General features: G+C 35.5%; 19 protein-coding genes. 14 read left to right on the top strand and 5 right to left on the bottom strand.

Going from position 1 to position 16,268, the window contains the following annotated elements:
- Window positions 1-431 precede the first annotated feature (431 nt).
- The 6 genes from SPD48_RS18130 to SPD48_RS18155 all read left to right on the top strand — a co-directional run bounded on the left by SPD48_RS18130 (window position 432) and on the right by SPD48_RS18155 (window position 4,778).
- The gene (locus tag SPD48_RS18130) at window positions 432-734 is read left to right on the top strand and encodes a hypothetical protein (RefSeq protein WP_336259548.1); all 303 of its coding nucleotides are present in this window, start codon (window positions 432-434) and stop codon (window positions 732-734) included.
- Between the two features lie 212 nt (window positions 735-946).
- Window positions 947-1,786, top strand: a complete 840-nt coding sequence (locus SPD48_RS18135; protein WP_336259549.1) for a sugar phosphate isomerase/epimerase family protein — start codon at window positions 947-949, stop codon at window positions 1,784-1,786.
- A 48-nt stretch (window positions 1,787-1,834) separates the two neighbouring features.
- Entirely contained in the window at window positions 1,835-2,593 is a 759-nt protein-coding gene (gene aroD, locus SPD48_RS18140; RefSeq protein WP_336259550.1) for a type I 3-dehydroquinate dehydratase, read from the top strand.
- 183 nt (window positions 2,594-2,776) lie between these two features.
- Complete coding sequence (locus SPD48_RS18145; RefSeq protein ID WP_336259551.1) at window positions 2,777-3,322, top strand: DUF6241 domain-containing protein; 546 nt, start codon at window positions 2,777-2,779, stop codon at window positions 3,320-3,322.
- A 106-nt stretch (window positions 3,323-3,428) separates the two neighbouring features.
- Window positions 3,429-3,821: a PaaI family thioesterase gene (locus SPD48_RS18150; protein ID WP_336259552.1), complete on the top strand. Its 393-nt coding sequence runs from the start codon at window positions 3,429-3,431 to the stop codon at window positions 3,819-3,821.
- Window positions 3,822-3,839: 18 nt separating this feature from the next.
- Window positions 3,840-4,778 (top strand): aldo/keto reductase, encoded by a 939-nt coding sequence (locus SPD48_RS18155; RefSeq protein WP_336259553.1) that lies wholly within the window; start codon window positions 3,840-3,842, stop codon window positions 4,776-4,778.
- Window positions 4,779-4,873: 95 nt separating this feature from the next.
- Here the strand turns inward: SPD48_RS18155 and SPD48_RS18160 are convergent, their stop codons facing one another.
- The 4 genes from SPD48_RS18160 to SPD48_RS18175 form a co-directional block, all read right to left on the bottom strand.
- Window positions 4,874-5,104: a hypothetical protein gene (locus SPD48_RS18160; RefSeq protein WP_336259554.1), complete on the bottom strand. Its 231-nt coding sequence runs from the start codon at window positions 5,102-5,104 to the stop codon at window positions 4,874-4,876.
- 178 nt (window positions 5,105-5,282) lie between these two features.
- Complete coding sequence (locus SPD48_RS18165; RefSeq protein ID WP_336259555.1) at window positions 5,283-5,753, bottom strand: peptide-methionine (S)-S-oxide reductase; 471 nt, start codon at window positions 5,751-5,753, stop codon at window positions 5,283-5,285.
- Window positions 5,754-5,880: 127 nt separating this feature from the next.
- Window positions 5,881-6,639 carry a MerR family transcriptional regulator gene (locus SPD48_RS18170; RefSeq protein WP_336259556.1) on the bottom strand — a complete coding sequence of 253 codons (759 nt, stop codon included), beginning with the start codon at window positions 6,637-6,639 and terminating at the stop codon, window positions 5,881-5,883.
- Between the two features lie 44 nt (window positions 6,640-6,683).
- Complete coding sequence (locus SPD48_RS18175) at window positions 6,684-7,016, bottom strand: DUF4870 domain-containing protein (RefSeq protein ID WP_336259557.1); 333 nt, start codon at window positions 7,014-7,016, stop codon at window positions 6,684-6,686.
- Between the two features lie 493 nt (window positions 7,017-7,509).
- Between SPD48_RS18175 and SPD48_RS18180 the strand changes: the two genes are divergently transcribed.
- The 5 genes from SPD48_RS18180 (at window position 7,510) to SPD48_RS18200 (ending at window position 12,942) form a co-directional block, all read left to right on the top strand.
- A complete protein-coding gene (locus SPD48_RS18180; RefSeq protein WP_336259558.1) occupies window positions 7,510-8,268 on the top strand; it encodes an SDR family NAD(P)-dependent oxidoreductase in 759 nt (252 codons plus the stop codon).
- 280 nt (window positions 8,269-8,548) lie between these two features.
- Complete coding sequence (locus tag SPD48_RS18185; protein ID WP_336259559.1) at window positions 8,549-9,241, top strand: response regulator transcription factor; 693 nt, start codon at window positions 8,549-8,551, stop codon at window positions 9,239-9,241.
- Window positions 9,238-10,227: a sensor histidine kinase gene (locus SPD48_RS18190; RefSeq protein WP_336259560.1), complete on the top strand. Its 990-nt coding sequence runs from the start codon at window positions 9,238-9,240 to the stop codon at window positions 10,225-10,227. Before SPD48_RS18185 ends, SPD48_RS18190 begins: the two co-directional genes overlap by 4 nt.
- Window positions 10,228-10,346: 119 nt before the next feature.
- Window positions 10,347-11,108 carry an ABC transporter ATP-binding protein gene (locus SPD48_RS18195; protein ID WP_336259561.1) on the top strand — a complete coding sequence of 254 codons (762 nt, stop codon included), beginning with the start codon at window positions 10,347-10,349 and terminating at the stop codon, window positions 11,106-11,108.
- Complete coding sequence (locus SPD48_RS18200; protein WP_336259562.1) at window positions 11,098-12,942, top strand: FtsX-like permease family protein; 1,845 nt, start codon at window positions 11,098-11,100, stop codon at window positions 12,940-12,942. Before SPD48_RS18195 ends, SPD48_RS18200 begins: the two co-directional genes overlap by 11 nt.
- Window positions 12,943-13,163: 221 nt before the next feature.
- On the opposite strand, the gene SPD48_RS18205 is transcribed toward SPD48_RS18200, so the two are convergent.
- On the bottom strand, window positions 13,164-14,114 hold the full coding sequence (locus SPD48_RS18205) for an NAD(P)H-dependent flavin oxidoreductase (protein ID WP_336259563.1): 951 nt from the start codon (window positions 14,112-14,114) through the stop codon (window positions 13,164-13,166).
- 223 nt (window positions 14,115-14,337) lie between these two features.
- On the opposite strand from SPD48_RS18205, the gene SPD48_RS18210 reads away from it, so the two are divergent.
- From SPD48_RS18210 to SPD48_RS18220, 3 genes are read left to right on the top strand one after another with little or no spacing between them, the layout of a single operon-like run.
- Window positions 14,338-14,604: a ferredoxin gene (locus SPD48_RS18210; protein ID WP_336259564.1), complete on the top strand. Its 267-nt coding sequence runs from the start codon at window positions 14,338-14,340 to the stop codon at window positions 14,602-14,604.
- A gap of 3 nt (window positions 14,605-14,607) precedes the next feature.
- Complete coding sequence (locus tag SPD48_RS18215; protein WP_336259565.1) at window positions 14,608-15,603, top strand: NAD(P)/FAD-dependent oxidoreductase; 996 nt, start codon at window positions 14,608-14,610, stop codon at window positions 15,601-15,603.
- A gap of 60 nt (window positions 15,604-15,663) precedes the next feature.
- Entirely contained in the window at window positions 15,664-16,209 is a 546-nt protein-coding gene (locus tag SPD48_RS18220; protein ID WP_336259566.1) for a gamma carbonic anhydrase family protein, read from the top strand.
- Window positions 16,210-16,268: the final 59 nt, after the last annotated feature.

Raw genomic sequence — 16,268 nt, forward strand, 5'->3', positions numbered from 1 at the left:
TCCCAAGAGAAGTAACTTATTAGCGTGGAGGAGATAAGATAGAAAATATATCGAACTACTTCATAAAGACTAACAGCTCCAAACTTGTTCGATTACCAGTAATCGAACTACTTCGTAAGGAACAACAGCTGCAAACTTGTATAACTAATAGGGATATATTAGTCAAAAGTTTTAGTAGGAGAATAATGAAGCAAAATGTTAACTTTGTTCTGATTGGAGTCATTGTAGGCATTTATTTTCTTATGGATAGGGAGATTCCTTTTAAGTGCTAGCTTTATTTATGTCACAGCCTCTTTTATCATAAAAATAGTATCTTAGACTTATTTGACAGTTTGAAACATATGGACTACTATTTGGATATATTTTTATCATGCAGTGTTGCTTAAACATATCAATATATAAATCAGTTTTAATGAGAGGGGGGAAACTAGTTGTCGATTTCCAGGATTATGAAGTGGGTTTCTGGCGGACTAGAACTGTTTCTCGCTATTCCTATTGTTGGTGGATCTATCGTAATTAGCACTGGGTATATTGCTCTTATTATTATGTTAGGGATACATATTACATCACTTGTTATAGCGATAAATGCTCAAACATCAAAGGTTGGGAACATATTCGGAATTGTAACATCTTGCTTAGCTTGGATTCCATTAGTTGGTTGGATTTTACACTTAGTGACAGGAATTATTTTAGCGATCGATGCATCTCAAAGAGATGAGGTAATTATTCCATGAACAAGGCAGGAAGACGTGCCTTGTTTTTGTGATAGCACTTAAACAAATTATTGATATTTTAGTTTTAATATTGTATTATAATTTTAACGCTTACATTTTAGATCGATCTAAACGCAAAAAGAAGATAACCATTCAAATGTTATAAATAATTTTAACTAAAATTAGATCGATCCAACATGTTAATTACTTTTTAAAATAAAAGGAGGATTTTCATGACACAACCTCAGTTTTCATTAGCATATTTAACAGTTTTGAACACACCGCCGCCAGAAATGACGTATATGGCTTCACGTGCGGGGTATGATTTTGTTAGTTTACGTCCGATTTATATGGGTTTACCGGGTGAACCAAATTTTTCTTTAGCTAAAAATAAAGTACTTCTTCGTGATACAAAAACAGCATTAAAAGATACTGGATTACAATTACTAGATATCGAACTTGCACGGATCGCAGATGGCATTGATCCGAGTCAGTATGAGCCTGAGATGGAAGTGGCTGCCGAGCTTGGTGGACGTCATGTATTGAGTAGTATATGGACAGATAATAAAGCAGAAGCAATTGAGAAGTTTGCAAAGCTTTGTGATTTAGCTGCTCAGTATGGACTAACTGTTGAGTTAGAGTATGTGCCAATTGCAAGCGTTTCAAATTTAGCTGGTGTAATGGACGTCTTAAATACAGTTAATAAAGCGAATGCTGGGCTTATGATTGATATCCATCATTTCCATCGTGCGCATGATACAGTTGAAGATTTGAAAAAAGTACCTAAAGAATGGTTCCGTTTTCTCCATCTCTGTGATGCGCCTGGTGTCATTCCGTCTGATCGGGATGAAATGGTTCGCATCGTACGAGAAGCTCGTTCATATGTCGGGGAGGGCGGTATTGATGTAGCTAGTATTATTAATAGTATCCCACAAGTGCCATATTCAATTGAATTGCCAAATAAACGTCAATCTGAATTGCTTGGTTACGAAGAATTTGCTCGCCGTTGTCTCGTAACAGCGAAAGAGTATTTTGCTAAACATCCTCGTCAGGAGAAAGTTAATAGCTACTAGGGTTATGGTATACTATCGATAAGGAAAAATGAAACGGAGTGTAACAAGATGACTACAGAAATTTTTGTAAATAAAAAAGCGCCATATGTTTGTACCCCTTTAACAGGGAAAACAAAGGTCGAAATTCTTGAGCAATTAGATAAAATTCTGCCACAGAAGCCAGATCTTATTGAATGGAGAGCAGATTTTTTAACAGATTTAGCTGATGTTGAACTTGTATTAGGACTCGTTCAAGAAATCAAAGGTAAAACAGATATCCCATTATTATTTACTATTCGTGCAGAGCATGAAGGTGGAGAAAAAATTACGTTAACTGAAGAAGATAAAGTATCTTTAATTAGCGAGGTTTGTAAACAAACGGATGTCGACTTCGTTGATTATGAAACGTCAAATGAAGATAAGTATGTAAAAACATTACGTGATATTTCTAAAGAAAACAATAAACAACTAATTTTATCCTATCATAATTTTAAAGTTACTCCGGATAATGACGAGATCATTGAACGTGCTCGTCAGGCAGAGGCTTATGGAGCGGATATAGCAAAGTTTGCGGTAATGCCAAACTCAAAAGAAGATGTACTTCGTTTGCTTGAAGTAACAAAAACAATTGATGATATGCTTGAAGTACCTGTAGTGACAATGTCAATGGGCGATCTTGGCGGATTAAGCCGTATCGTTGGCTGGGCTTATGGTTCAATTATTACGTTTGGTGTCGGTGTTGAGTTATCTGCTCCAGGTCAAATTCCGGTTAAAAAATTACGTGAAGCAATTCAATTAACACAAGAATTAGTACCTAGCTGGGAATAGAAGAGATTAGGGTGAGAATGTTCTTTATTTAAAGTAATATCGAGTCAGAAGCAATGTGACTTACTTGCAGGTTCAGTTTGCGTTTCGGTATTGGGTATAAAATAAGGCTGGGGACAGGGGAACTTGTCCTCTTTTTCATCTTATAAAACATGCTACAATGGATGTGAGGGAGAGGTGGTATCTATGTTTAAGAAGATAATATGGACCTTCATAATTGTGATTGTAGCATTAATTGGATGGTTTACTTATATCGTTTATACGGATTTAACAACTTCTGAACAACCTATTACGGAAGAACCAGCTGAAACTGAAACAGAATCTCCTCAAGATGAGGGAGAAGAAGAACCGATTTTACTGAATGAACAGGGAGATGAAGATAAAAACCCTTTTAATACAACAATGAAACAGGAAGAAGTAACTGAAGAGGTGATGAGAGATTTCATTCATAAAATGTCTCATCAAAAAATAGAGGCTGAAGCAAAATGGGGATTAATTGAAATCACAGATGAACGGATTGACTGGTTACTCAAAAGCGTAGATAAAACAAAAGAACCTCTACAACATAAAGAAGTGTATAAAAAAATTTTAACACGCTGGGCGGATGGTAATTTTTCGCATGCCGTCGATGATCATAATACGATTTGGAAGATGCAAGGTGGAACTATAGGAGAAGCCACTAGATTATTGACAAAAGAAGAAGAAGCGGATTATTTGGAGAGTAAAAGATAATAAGTTAGCAAGAAGAGAATATTGAGTGCGCTTACTATTTCTACATACTATCAACCTGAAAGTTTTATAAAATATACGCCGATGTTTTAATAGAAAGGAAGATTCGATGAGTGAAAATATAATGAGTAATAACCCATACTGGGATCATATCGGCTTAAAAGAAGTTGAACTTAATAATGGTCACTCTGTTCTCGAACTGCCCGTTATTCATGAAATTACACAAAGTCGGAAAACGGTTCATGGCGGAGTGATTGCAAGTCTTGTCGATGCGGCTGTTGGAGCTGCCCTCAGGTCGCAAGTTGAAAAAGGGATGGGCGGTGTGACGGTTGAAATGAAAGTCAATTATTTACGCCTGGCTATCGGAGAAAAGTTAATTGCTAAAGGGCGAGTAGTCAAACAAGGGAAATCACTCGTTGTCGGCGAAGCAGTCATAGAGAATGATCAAGGCGAAGAAATTGCAATTGGCCTGGCAACCTATATGATGAAACCAAGAGAATAATTAGAAAGAAGGGATAAAATGACAAAAAAAGTAATGATTAGAGGTACAGATTTAGAAGTGAATCCGATTGGACTTGGTACGAATTCAGTTGGAGGACAAAAATATTATCCGAATATTACAGATGATGATGGTCGAGCCTTTTTAAAAACGGCGATTGAGCATGGAGTAGATTTCTGGGATACTGCATTTACTTACGGTCCAAAGCGTTCGGAAGAAATTATCGGAGAAGTGCTCGAAGAAACAAAAGAACGGAAAAATATTGTCCTAGCTTCAAAAGCGGCACATAAATTTATTGGGGAAAAAACAGTCTTCGATAATTCACCTGCCTTTTTAAAGCAGGCAGTCGAGGATAGTTTAAAACGGCTGCGTACCGATTATATCGATTTGTTTTATATTCATTTTCCCGATGAAGACACGCCAAAATATGAAGCAGTAGGTGCACTGAAAGAGTTGAAGGATGAAGGGAAAATCCGGGCAATCGGTGTATCAAATTTTTCATTAGAGCAGTTAAAAGAGGCAAACCGAGATGGCTATGTAAATGTATACCAAGGACTTTACAATCTAATTGAGCGAGAAAATGAGAACGAAATTTTTCCTTATACGCTAGAAAACAATATTTCATTTGTGCCATATTTTCCATTTGCATCTGGCCTTCTTGCCGGAAAGTATACGAAGGACACGAAGTTTGCTAAAGGAGATTTTCGCAAAAATATGGAGCAATTCCAAGGGGAAACATTTAAGAATCATCTGGCCAATATTGAAAAGATACGTGCAATCGCAGAAGCCAAAGATGCTGAGGTGGCTCATGTCGTACTCGCTTGGTATTTGACGCGTGACGCAATTGATGTTGTCATCCCTGGAGCCAAGCGTGAAGATCAGGTGCACAGTAATTTAAAAACGTTAGATGTTGAACTGTCTGAGCAGGAAATTAAAGAAATCGATGAGATTTTTTCTTAAAAGAACGAAAAAAAGACGATTCCTTGGTAGGGTCGTCTTTTTTATCCGAAAATTATTGAAGTAATCCTATTCAGTATTAGCCCTCTTTTAGTTTTCTAAGTCGGGTCATAGTATAACTTCCTTTCTCCAATCACTTTATATTTACCTTGTTTTTTGGCGTTCTCTAAAGTTTCCCTTGTAATTTCTAACAATAGGTTTTGTTTGTTCTTAGTTCTACGTTTTTTGGAGTTAGTTCGCAATCCGTGTTCACTGTTTATATTTTTTTTTACAGCTGGAAGATTCGTTTCAATATTTTCGTTTATTTGACTTAGTTTTATTTTTCTCATCTGTGAACACCTCTTTATTTACGAATGGACTCATACATTAGCGATTTTAGTTATGATCGAGTATATTATACCATTATATTCTTCAGTTGAAGTATTATTCCAAATTCTCTCCAACTTTGATGATATGGTAAAAGTAACTCCGAAACTATGGAGTCCATAAACCAATTTTATTTTTTCATTATTTATATCTATTTAATATTTCTTCTGGAATATGACAATAATCATCTGGACATCTAGCTAATCTATCTTGATGTTCTTCTGCACTTCTCACATAGTTTGTAAGAGGTAATACCTCAACAACTATAAGGTCATAATCATTTCTCTCACTAAGGAATGCCCTAGCCTCTTTTAAGTGTTCAGGATTCTCACTATAAACTCCCGTTCTATATTTCTCGCCAACATCTTGCCCTTGTTTATTCAAACTGTATGGATCAATGATTTCAAAGAAATATCCCATTAATTCCTTGATTGTTACAACCGTCGGATCAAATTCTGTTTTTACACATTCGGCATACCCATCATATGCACCCTCAAGTGTATGAGTTGTTCCATTAGCTCTTCCTGCTTCTGTAAATTTAACTCCGGGTAAAGTTTTAATAAAAGCTTGTACTCCCCATAAACAGCCGCCCGCAAAATATACTACTTCCATATTGGCTCTCCTCTCTGTTTAAAACTATAAAAATTTCCTGTCACCTACACTTGCAATTATCTCGAAAAAGGGAGTAGCAGCCTAAACAAAACTATCATACTAAGTCACGAGCAATTTACTTTCTCCTCTAGAAGCCGGAATTATCTTTCTGATAGATTTCCATAGCCTCTTTTAAAAATTCTACTTCCTTTTCTGTGAAAGGATTAGGAAATGGAAAGGGATCTGATGGTACCAGTTTTTCCACAATTAAATTCAAATTTCCTTTCGTAGTTTCCTTCATAAGTTCCATCAGTGATTCGATTATATGTTGTGCTTTCTTGGAGGATGGTATGGCTGCGACAAGCGTTAAATGTTTGATATCAGATAAAATTTTAGCCCATCTTTTATCTAAATCAATTTCATCGGTTTTATTCATATCAAGTAATTCATCGGTTATATCTTTGGCGAAGTGGTCTTCAAACCATTTTTTTGTATCTTCTTCAAACATTAGTTTTTGTAGCATCATACAGAATATGTTGATATTGACAGTTTCCTCGTTTTCTATTGTTTCAATAAGATGATCTAAATCAGATAAAATATTATCGATTTCACGCCTTTTTGCTTCAAATATCTGCTTTTGATCTTTTAATGACTTCAATAAATCTGAACCCTTAGCAGTGTCTTTTTGGAGCATGTTTTTAATATCTTTTAAGGAAAAACCAAGAAATTGCAAAGATTTAATTTGTTGAAGAGTGGATAAATTTTCTTTTGAATATAACCTATGTCCGCCCACTGTATAGTCACTTGGTTTAATCAAGTCCATACTATCATAATATCGAAGAGTTCTAATGCTGACGCCAGACTTTTGCATAAATTCTCCAATAGTAAATAAACCTTCTTTTACCATACGTTCCTCACCTCATATCTTTATTTACTAATGGTCCCTATCTTTTAAACTTTGAAATAACGGATAACAGGATAAGAAAACTTTTTTCCCATTAATGTATAAACTACCGCAATTAAAATTAATATTGCCTCAATTGTAATGAGACCATAAGAAAAGGTTGATAACACACTCCATCTTAGAGAGATTAAATTTAAAATTAAAAAAACAGGAAAAAATGTAAAGTGGAGATTCATGCCCTCTTTTGCATGATCTGCAAAGTATTTATTTCTTCCCTTTGTTCCCAAGTATACCAATATAGGCAAAACAAAAGTTAGTAATAATGAGAAAAGATGCATTAAACTTGCCAATATCCTGTTTAACAATTTTTCTTTTTTCATAATATCGACTCCAATAGCGTAATTTATTGTTGATGAACAACTGTATTCGATTATAAAAGATGACGCCACTGGAGATTCAAGAGCAAAGTTATCATTTAAATCTATGCAACTATATAAAAAGGTCCCACCAACAAAAAACTTAGCAAATTTTGACTTGGAAAAGTATTGATATCCCTTCTCCTATTCTTGCTTCTGTGAATAACAGCAGTTTAATAACTATATCAAAGGCTGATTAGAATTTCGCTATTTCATTAAACAGCTCTTAATGTAAAATGAGCAGAGGTGAACCTTTTCTAATTTTTTGCCCGTTTGTTTTATAAGAGTAGACTTAACTGACTCTTTCATTTGTTATACTGTGATCTGTATATTCATGTATACCTCCATCACTCTCCTAAAAAAGCATGTTTTCGCTACTACTGCCCAATGACCTGCATTGTTTTAGAAAAACAACATTGAGGTATACTATCTACGATAAAAAATTAGGAGGTATACTATGGGTAGACTAGACGGAAAAGTTGCGCTAATTACAGGAGGAGCAGCAGGGATTGGTAGAGAGACGGCAATCAAGTTTGCGGAAGAAGGAGCTAAGGTTGTATTCACAGATATCAATGAGGACGATGGTAATAAAGTTTTGGATGAAATTAAGCAAGCCAATGGGGATGCACTATTCTTAAAACATGATGTAACGAGTGAAGATAATTGGATAATGGTTGTCTCTGAAGTGGTGAATAAATTTAATAAAATCGACATCCTATTCAACAACGCTGGTATTTATATCATTAAGCCGATCATAGAGACGGATGTGGAGACGTGGGACAAGCTCATGGATATTAACGTTAAAGGCGTATTTTTAGGTATGAAGCATGTGTTGCCTGAAATGGAGAAAAATAAATCTGGGTCTATCATCAATGCCTCTTCCTTAGCTGGATTGATGGGGTCTGCTAATCATGTTCTATATGGGGCAAGTAAAGGTGCTGTTCGTGTGATGACGAAGGATGCAGCAGCAGAGTATTCTCAAAAAGGCATCAGAATTAATTCTATCCATCCAGGATATATTACAACTGGTATGGCAGATTATGCACAAGAAGCAACCCAGGCATCAAAAGAAGAATTAAGTTCGATGTTCCCACTAGGTAGAATGGGTGATCCGAAAGAAGTGACAAACTTAGTTTTATTCCTAGCTTCTGATGAATCGTCGTTTTCAACAGGGTCTGAATTCGTCATTGATGGCGGTGCATCAAACATTATATAGAGTATCATCATAACTCGGGTTTCCTTAAATATAGGAAAACCGAGTTTTATTTCGTAAGGCATGTTCTTTTATAGAAGAAATCCTTTTAAATGATATTTCAAGTATTTAAGCAAGTCATTAATACTAGAATATTTCTTTATTATTACCATAAGGCCTTTATTCCATTAAATGGTCCGAAAGTTTATCTCATTGAAAGTTAATTCAAATTTCCTCTATAATAATAAAATAGTGGATCGAAATAGAAGCAAGTAAATTCGTCACCGATACACAGGAGGAAGTAATGTTTAAACTATTAATCGTTGAAGATGAAATGAATATTGCGAACACATTAAAGAATCATTTTGAAAAATATAATTATGATTGCCATATTGTAGAGGATTTTGAAAGGGTACTTGATACTTTCCAAGAATTCCAACCGCATCTTGTCATAATGGATATTAATCTTCCCGCCTTTGATGGCTATTATTGGTCCCGAAAAATTAGGCAAGTATCAAATTGTCCCATCACGATACTTTCTGCCCGTATGAGTGAGTTAGATCAAGTGTATGGTATTGAAAATGGGGCAGATGACTTCATAACAAAACCTTTTTTAATGGATGTAGTTCTAGCAAAAATAAATGGACAAATTCGTCGAGTATATGGGGAATATGCGAATGATTTGCAAACTCGAATGTTGAAAAAGGGAAATACAACTTTAAATTTGGATACTGTTCGATTATTTACACCCGAACACGAAACAATATTGACAATAAAGGAACTTCAGTTATGTTCTATGCTTTTTGAAGCATTTCCGAATGTTGTGACAAGGCAGCAGCTTCTTACAGCCATTTGGGATGATGAGACATTCGTCGAAGAAAATACACTAACAGTCAATATTGTTCGATTACGTAAAAAGTTAGAAGCTATTCATTCATCATTGTTAATAACAACTATCCGAGGGATTGGCTATCAACTAACGGAGAAAAGCTTATGAAGCTATTTTTACGTGATCATGTAAGCTTTATAATTCTTTACATTACAACGATGATTTGCTTACCAATTGTTATTCATCGACTAGATGACTTTAGCAATCATTATGCCTACTTTATCTTTTTATCTATAATTTTATTAGCCATTCTTCTTTTATTTCGATATATTCGACGCAAAAAAATGTATACACATTTGAATGGAAAGGAATTAGGAGAAAATGATTTATTGATTCACCATCCCCAAGCTCTTGTTGAAAAGGCATATGCAAAACAAATGCAGTTAATTCAGTCCCTTTTTATTTCAAAAGAGGATGAACACAAAGATTTCTTACATGAACAGCAACTAATGATTTCCCAAACTGTTCACCAAATGAAAACACCACTTTCCGTAATTCAATTACTTATACAAACGAATCAATTAAAAGAACCAAATTTACTACTTGAATGGCAAAAGGTAAAAAAAGAATGCGATAAAGTGAATTATTCTTTAAATCAACTATTAACCTATAGCCGATCATCCCAATTATTAGCTGATCTGAAGATTGAACCGATATCCTTAAAGAGTATTGTCAAAGAAGTGGCTAACGATTTAAAAGATTTCTTTATTGAAATGGAAGTATACCCCAAAAGTACAATTGAAGAAAATATCTTAATTTATTCTGATCGTAAATGGCTTAAAGTTGTTATCTACCAGCTATTAAGTAATGCTGTCAAATATGGTGAAAAGAAATCCTTCGTTCTCATTCGTTATGAAAATGGTCAGTTATGGATCAAAAATAAAGGCGAAGCGATACCAGAAAGTGAAATTAACCGTGTATTTGAATTGTTTTACACTGGAACAAAGGGACGTACCCAAGGTGAAGCGACTGGTATCGGACTCTATTTAGTCAAAAAAATACTCTCTACGCTGCATCATCCATATAAGTTATCCTCTGCTCATAATGAAACGATGTTTATGATTGATTTTTCCGGGAGTGTAGACGGTTGCTAAAAAGGCAGCCGTTATTGAATATGACAAATTTGTCATATTGCTGTCATGTTCAAAGATTTTATCGGGAGAACGGTTTGTTTATACTAAATGTATCAAAGGACACCAAGGAGTGAAACCGTATGACAGATACAATTTTGCATGTAAAGCAACTACAAAAAGAATATACTGGAGAAATCACATATAAAGCATTAAAAGGCATTGATTTTCATTTAGGGGAGAAAGAATTTGTTGCTGTGATGGGCCCATCTGGCAGTGGGAAAACGACCTTCCTTAACTGCATTTCCACTATCGATCGTCCTTCAAATGGTTCAATAATAATTAATTCAAAAGATCCGTATAAATTAAATGATGATGAATTAGCAAGGTTCAGGCGTACAGAATTAGGCTTTGTATTTCAAGATTTTAACCTTGTTCATACATTAACAGTAGAGGAGAATATATTACTTCCTTTAACACTAGACTCTGTATCCGAGAAAGAAATGAAACAGAGTTTAGATAAAATCGTTGACTTTTTAGGGATTGAGGAAATATTAAAAAAGCGAACGTTTGAAATTTCTGGCGGTCAAAAGCAACGTGTGGCGATTGCAAGAGCGGTTATTCATAATCCAAAATTATTATTAGCAGATGAACCGACTGGAAACTTGGATTCTAAATCTGTGAATAGTGTGATGACGTTATTTGAATCGATAAATAAAACCTTTAATACAGCCATTTTAATGGTGACACATGATGCATACGTTGCTAGTTTTGCAAGTCGTGTCATCTTTATACAAGACGGTATCCTCTATAATGAGATACATCGAGGCAAAAACAAACAGCAATTTTACCAAGAAATTATGGACACACTCACATTTCTAGGTGGTGGCCAGCATGAGTTTTAATCATATTGTGGTTCAAAATATTTTACGGGATAAGTCGACATACATTTCTTACTTTTTAAGCAGTATATTTTCTATATTAGTTTTTTTCCTGTTTTCAATTACAGCTTTTCATCCAATGTTGGCGAAAATGGATACAACAAGCACACTAGGAGTAACAATGTTGCTAGCTAGCTTTTTTATTTATGTTTTTTCGATTGTCTTTATCATCTATTCGTTGTTCGCTTTTTTGAAAAAGAAAACGAAAACGCTAGGCACCTTTATGATGATGGGTGCTTCCATGAAGCAAATCCGCAAAATGTTTTTTAGAGAAAATATGATCATTGCTGGTGCAGCGATTATTACAGCTATCGTGTGTGGGCTTGTTATTGCACCTTTATATTTAATGGTTGCCAAAAAGATATTACGTGCGGAAATCTTTGGCATGTATGTGCCAATTCAAGCCATCTTAATAACGATTGTTTTATTTACTCTTCTATTCTTGATTGTTACTAAATTTATGACATATATGATTAAAAAAGAAGAAATTGTTCACCTATTAAAAGCAGACATTACACAGGAAAAACTGATTAAACTTGAACCATTTAAACTGATACTATTCATCATCGTGAGTGTATTCTTGCTCTTTTCTATGATAAAGGAAATGAATTGGGTGGAATCCTTTGGAACTCTCTCCTACATTGCATTATTTATCAGTCTATTATTGGCCATTTACTTTACAGTCACACAAGGAATGTTATTAGCCATTCGTGTATGGCAAAAGCAACCATCGTATTTTAGGAAAACTAATATGCTTTTTGTTTCTAACTTAAAGGCAAGAGGGCGTTCACATGCCCATATCATTTATTTATTAACAGTCTTACTATTAGGTACCTTTGTTTGTACAAGCGTACTTTACAGCTCTTACTACAATGTAGAGGAAAAAACGGAAATGTTATATCCTTATAGTTTCCAATATACTTCATTTCCCGGAAACGAATTAGAAGCTCAGAAAGATATAACATTTATTGAAGCGACCTTAGATAAAGCAGGTAATTATGAAGCATACTATTCTGCCTTTAAAACTGATGACAAGCGTAGGATTGCTTTTATGTCCGTTACGAATTTCAATCAGCTTGGTCAGCATAAGCCAATAACGTTAAAAAATAATGAGTATTTTGTTGCAGCTGGTCATGAAGGGGTAGACCCAAACAAAGAATCCATTCATGATTATCCATTTGGAAACCTTGAATTTACAGGTATAGAAAAGAGAAATATTTTAACATCCGGGTTACAAAATGTATATTATATCGTTCCTGATGAAGTATATGAAACAATTGAGTATCCAGATTATAAAATATTTGCTTATGAATTGGATGGTTGGACAAACAAGGCCCATGTGGCGAATACTATTTTATCAAAAATTACTACAGAACCTGATATACGCTTAATGACTTCTAAAATTGAATTATATGAGACAGAGAAGTTTGTAAAAAGCATTATGTTCTTCATTGGATTTATGCTTAGTCTGATTTTTATGAGCGCGGCATTGAGTATTCTATATTTTTACCTCCAAACATCGCTTGAACGAGAAAGAGAAAAATTTTCGGGCATAAGAAAAATTGGTTTTTCCATGAAAGAATTATCATCTGTTGTGACAAAAGAGCTGACTACCTTAATTTTTATCCCTTTTACAATTGCAGTTTTTATTTTATTTGCAACGTTGCTTGGCATGCATAACTATATCTCATTGGCATTTTATCAACTAACGGCAATTGGCTTAGGTATATTTTTACTACTGTTTATAATCAGCTTTTTCTTTATTCGGAAGGGGTATATAAATAAACTTGTGAATTAACGATGTCCGAATTTAACCAGCAAGTAAGTATAAAACTAATGTTGTGGCTTGTCTGCCCAAAATTTTTTAAAAACAGAATAATACTCGGTTAACTCATATATTGTTCATCTTTAATTAAATTTAATATAGATATTTTAGAGTGCGAAAATTTTGATTATCGCACTCTTTTTTCTTATAAATTATTCATACAGAGAAGGAACATACGTAAGGCAGCGGGCAAATTAAAACAACATCCGCACGTTTTCTATTTGCGCCTGTGCATCCCTCATCATTTCAGTCAGTAATTCTTCTACAGTAGGAAGATCGCTGATCAGACCGGAAACTTGCCCGCCATTAATAAATCCATCTGTAAAATTACCCTTAATAGCTCCTTTCCTATGCTGGGCTTCCGTCGTTAGGCTCCAAAATTCTTCCGCCGTCATTCCATCGGCTTCCAATTGACTGATTTTGTTTGCATACTCATTTTCTACTACTCTACGCGTTTGTCCTACATTTCGTCCGATAATTTTTGTCGAAGTGTCTGTCGCTTGCAGGATGGCATTTTTATAGTTTTCATGAAAAGGTGCTTCCTTTGTTGCGATAAAACGCGTTCCCATCTGGATACCAGAAGCTCCAAGCATGAGTGCGGCAGAAAGTCCGCGACCATCGCCAATTCCTCCTGCAGCGATGACTGGTATGTTTACTCGGTCGACGATTTGTGGGATTAATGTCATTGTAGTTAGTTCTAAATTTGAGTTTATTCCTGCAGCTTCAAATCCTTCCGCAACAACGGCATCGGCTCCGGCAGCTTCTGCTTTTACGGCGTGTTTTACAGCAGCGACAATGGTAAGTATTTTGATACCATTTTCCTTCAGAATAGGGATATAGGGAGCTGGATTTCCGGCTGACAAGGAGACGACCGGTACTTTATGTTTGATAATTGTTTTGATTAACGCATCGGTATGTGGTGTGACATTAATCGCAATATTTACGGCAAACGGTTTTTTCGTGCATTTTTTTGTCTCCAAAATGATTTTCTCTACTTCGGACGGTTCCATTGTCCCACAGCCGATCGTTCCAAGGCCGCCCGCTTCTGATACAGCCGCTGTCAATTTTGCATTGCTTATATTCCCCATTCCACCTTGAATAATTGGGTAAGTAATATTTAATAGATTACTAATTTCACTCTTCATTTGGATATTCGGCTCCTTTAATTATCACATGATAAATACGTCCGTAAAAATTGTATTATATATTTTTCATAGTAACAAAAGTCAGTAGGTAAGACAATATTACTTTCCAAAATAATGCAAAAATGATATTGACAGTAAAAAGAGTTTTATGTAGTATTACTATAACGAAAAATAAATTAAACGTATATAAAACGTCATATATAATTATATGAGGAGGGAGAATATGTGTAAGTATACAATGGTGAATCAAGAAACCTGTATTTCTTGTGGAAGTTGTGGAGCCATTGCACCTGAAATATTTGCTTACAATGAGGAAGGGTTATCTTATTATATAGCGGATGATAATGAAGGAAATGTACCAGTAGATGAAGATCTGTTATACGATTTGGAGGATGCCTATGATGAATGTCCTACGGGTTCGATCAAGATATCGGATGAGCCGTTTGATGGTGATACTTTAAAAGAAGAAAACTATATTAGGGGGGCTTAGACAGTGAAGGAAATTCATGACATAACGATAATTGGCGCAGGACCCGTTGGTTTGTTTACAACCTTTTATGCCGGGATGCGTGAAGCAAGTGTTCATTTGATTGATAGTATGCCAGAAGTTGGTGGACAATTATCTGCGCTTTATCCAGAAAAATATATTCATGATGTAGCAGGGTTTCCGAAAATAAAGGCGCAGGATTTAGTCGAGGAACTCTATAAACAAGCAATCACTTTTTCTCCAAAAATTACGTTAGGCGAGTCTGTTCTCCATGTAAATCGCCTGGATTCAGAAACATTTGAGCTAATTACGACGAGAGACCGCTATGTAACGAAAGCGATTATTATTACGGCAGGGGCAGGAGCGTTCCAACCTAGAAAATTAGAGATAGATGATTGTGGCAATTACGAAGGGAAAAACTTACATTATTTTATAAAAAACGTAAAAGATTTTACAGATAATAATGTGTTGATTTGCGGGGGAGGAGATTCTGCAGTTGATTGGGCATTAGCTTTAGATGCGATTGCGAAAAATGTTACACTTATTCACCGGCGGGATCGATTTCGAACCCATGAGGCTAGTCTTACACAGTTGAAGCAGTCGGGTGTTACGGTGAAAACGCCTTTTGAAGTTGGAGAAATTTTTGGGAAAGAAAGAATTGAACAAGTTTTGATCAAAGAAGTGAAAGGGGACCATGTAAGTGTACTAGATGTAGATAGTGTTATTGTAAACTTTGGCTTTGTCACAGATTTAGGCCCGTTAAAGAAATGGGGGTTGGATATTTATCGTAATTCGATTGCCGTGAACCAACAGATGGAAACGAATATTCCTGGTATCTATTCGGCTGGGGACATTTGTGTTTATAAAGGAAAGCCTAAATTAATCGCAACAGGTTTCGGTGAAGCAACGATTGCGGTCAATCAAGCGAAGTTACGAATGGATCCAAAGGCAAGAGTGAATATCCACAGTACTCACTTGTTTGAAAAAGTGAAAAGTGTCTAATTTTTTCCAGTTGACTTGATCAAGTAAGCTCTTTAGGATGGAAGGAAAGGGGGAGAGTCTATGTTTTATCGTTACAAGCAATTTGTTCCGCAAGTAGATGAATCCGCTTTCATTGCAGAAGGAGCAAAAGTAATTGGGGACGTAGTCATTGGTGCGAACACCAGTATTTGGTTTAATGTGGTCTTGCGTGGAGACGAAGATCAAATTCGGATCGGGAATCGCTGCAGTATCCAGGAAAACACGGTATGTCATTTGTATGAAGGGCATCCATTACTTGTAGAAGATGAAGTGACAGTCGGACATAATGCGATTATTCATGGGTGCACATTGAAAAAAGGAGTCCTAGTAGGCATGGGAGCAACGGTACTGGATGGGGCAGTAATCGGAGAAAATTCCATCATCGGTGCCAACACACTTATCCCTGCTGGAAAAGTGATCCCACCGAATTCACTTGTCATCGGAAGTCCTGGAAAAGTGGTTCGTGAGTTAACGGAACAAGATGAAGAATTGCTTGATCTGACAATCCGTACGTATGTTAGAAATGCAGCACAATATCAAGATCCAGCAATTTTTGAAAAGGTAGACAGATCAAAAGTAAAGTTGTAAGAACGAAAAAACTTGACCTCCTGTATTGGCTGTCAAGTTTTTTTGTGAAGAGGTTGGGA

The organism is Pseudogracilibacillus sp. SE30717A (genome assembly GCF_037071985.1).
Lineage (GTDB): Bacteria > Bacillota > Bacilli > Bacillales > Amphibacillaceae > Pseudogracilibacillus.

Bases quoted from the DNA above. Each gene is read 5' to 3' on its own strand.
- SPD48_RS18145 (WP_336259551.1), top strand. From the start codon at position 2,777: ATGTTTAAGAAGATAATATGGACCTTCATAATTGTGATTGTAGCATTA.
- SPD48_RS18160 (WP_336259554.1), bottom strand. From the start codon at position 5,104: ATGAGAAAAATAAAACTAAGTCAAATAAACGAAAATATTGAAACGAAT.
- SPD48_RS18165 (WP_336259555.1), bottom strand. From the start codon at position 5,753: ATGGAAGTAGTATATTTTGCGGGCGGCTGTTTATGGGGAGTACAAGCT.
- SPD48_RS18150 (WP_336259552.1), top strand. From the start codon at position 3,429: ATGAGTGAAAATATAATGAGTAATAACCCATACTGGGATCATATCGGC.
- SPD48_RS18195 (WP_336259561.1), top strand. From the start codon at position 10,347: ATGACAGATACAATTTTGCATGTAAAGCAACTACAAAAAGAATATACT.
- SPD48_RS18135 (WP_336259549.1), top strand. From the start codon at position 947: ATGACACAACCTCAGTTTTCATTAGCATATTTAACAGTTTTGAACACA.
- SPD48_RS18220 (WP_336259566.1), top strand. From the start codon at position 15,664: ATGTTTTATCGTTACAAGCAATTTGTTCCGCAAGTAGATGAATCCGCT.
- SPD48_RS18185 (WP_336259559.1), top strand. From the start codon at position 8,549: ATGTTTAAACTATTAATCGTTGAAGATGAAATGAATATTGCGAACACA.
- SPD48_RS18205 (WP_336259563.1), bottom strand. From the start codon at position 14,114: ATGAAGAGTGAAATTAGTAATCTATTAAATATTACTTACCCAATTATT.
- aroD (WP_336259550.1), top strand. From the start codon at position 1,835: ATGACTACAGAAATTTTTGTAAATAAAAAAGCGCCATATGTTTGTACC.
- SPD48_RS18170 (WP_336259556.1), bottom strand. From the start codon at position 6,639: ATGGTAAAAGAAGGTTTATTTACTATTGGAGAATTTATGCAAAAGTCT.
- SPD48_RS18200 (WP_336259562.1), top strand. From the start codon at position 11,098: ATGAGTTTTAATCATATTGTGGTTCAAAATATTTTACGGGATAAGTCG.
- SPD48_RS18180 (WP_336259558.1), top strand. From the start codon at position 7,510: ATGGGTAGACTAGACGGAAAAGTTGCGCTAATTACAGGAGGAGCAGCA.
- SPD48_RS18155 (WP_336259553.1), top strand. From the start codon at position 3,840: ATGACAAAAAAAGTAATGATTAGAGGTACAGATTTAGAAGTGAATCCG.
- SPD48_RS18190 (WP_336259560.1), top strand. From the start codon at position 9,238: ATGAAGCTATTTTTACGTGATCATGTAAGCTTTATAATTCTTTACATT.
- SPD48_RS18210 (WP_336259564.1), top strand. From the start codon at position 14,338: ATGTGTAAGTATACAATGGTGAATCAAGAAACCTGTATTTCTTGTGGA.
- SPD48_RS18175 (WP_336259557.1), bottom strand. From the start codon at position 7,016: ATGAAAAAAGAAAAATTGTTAAACAGGATATTGGCAAGTTTAATGCAT.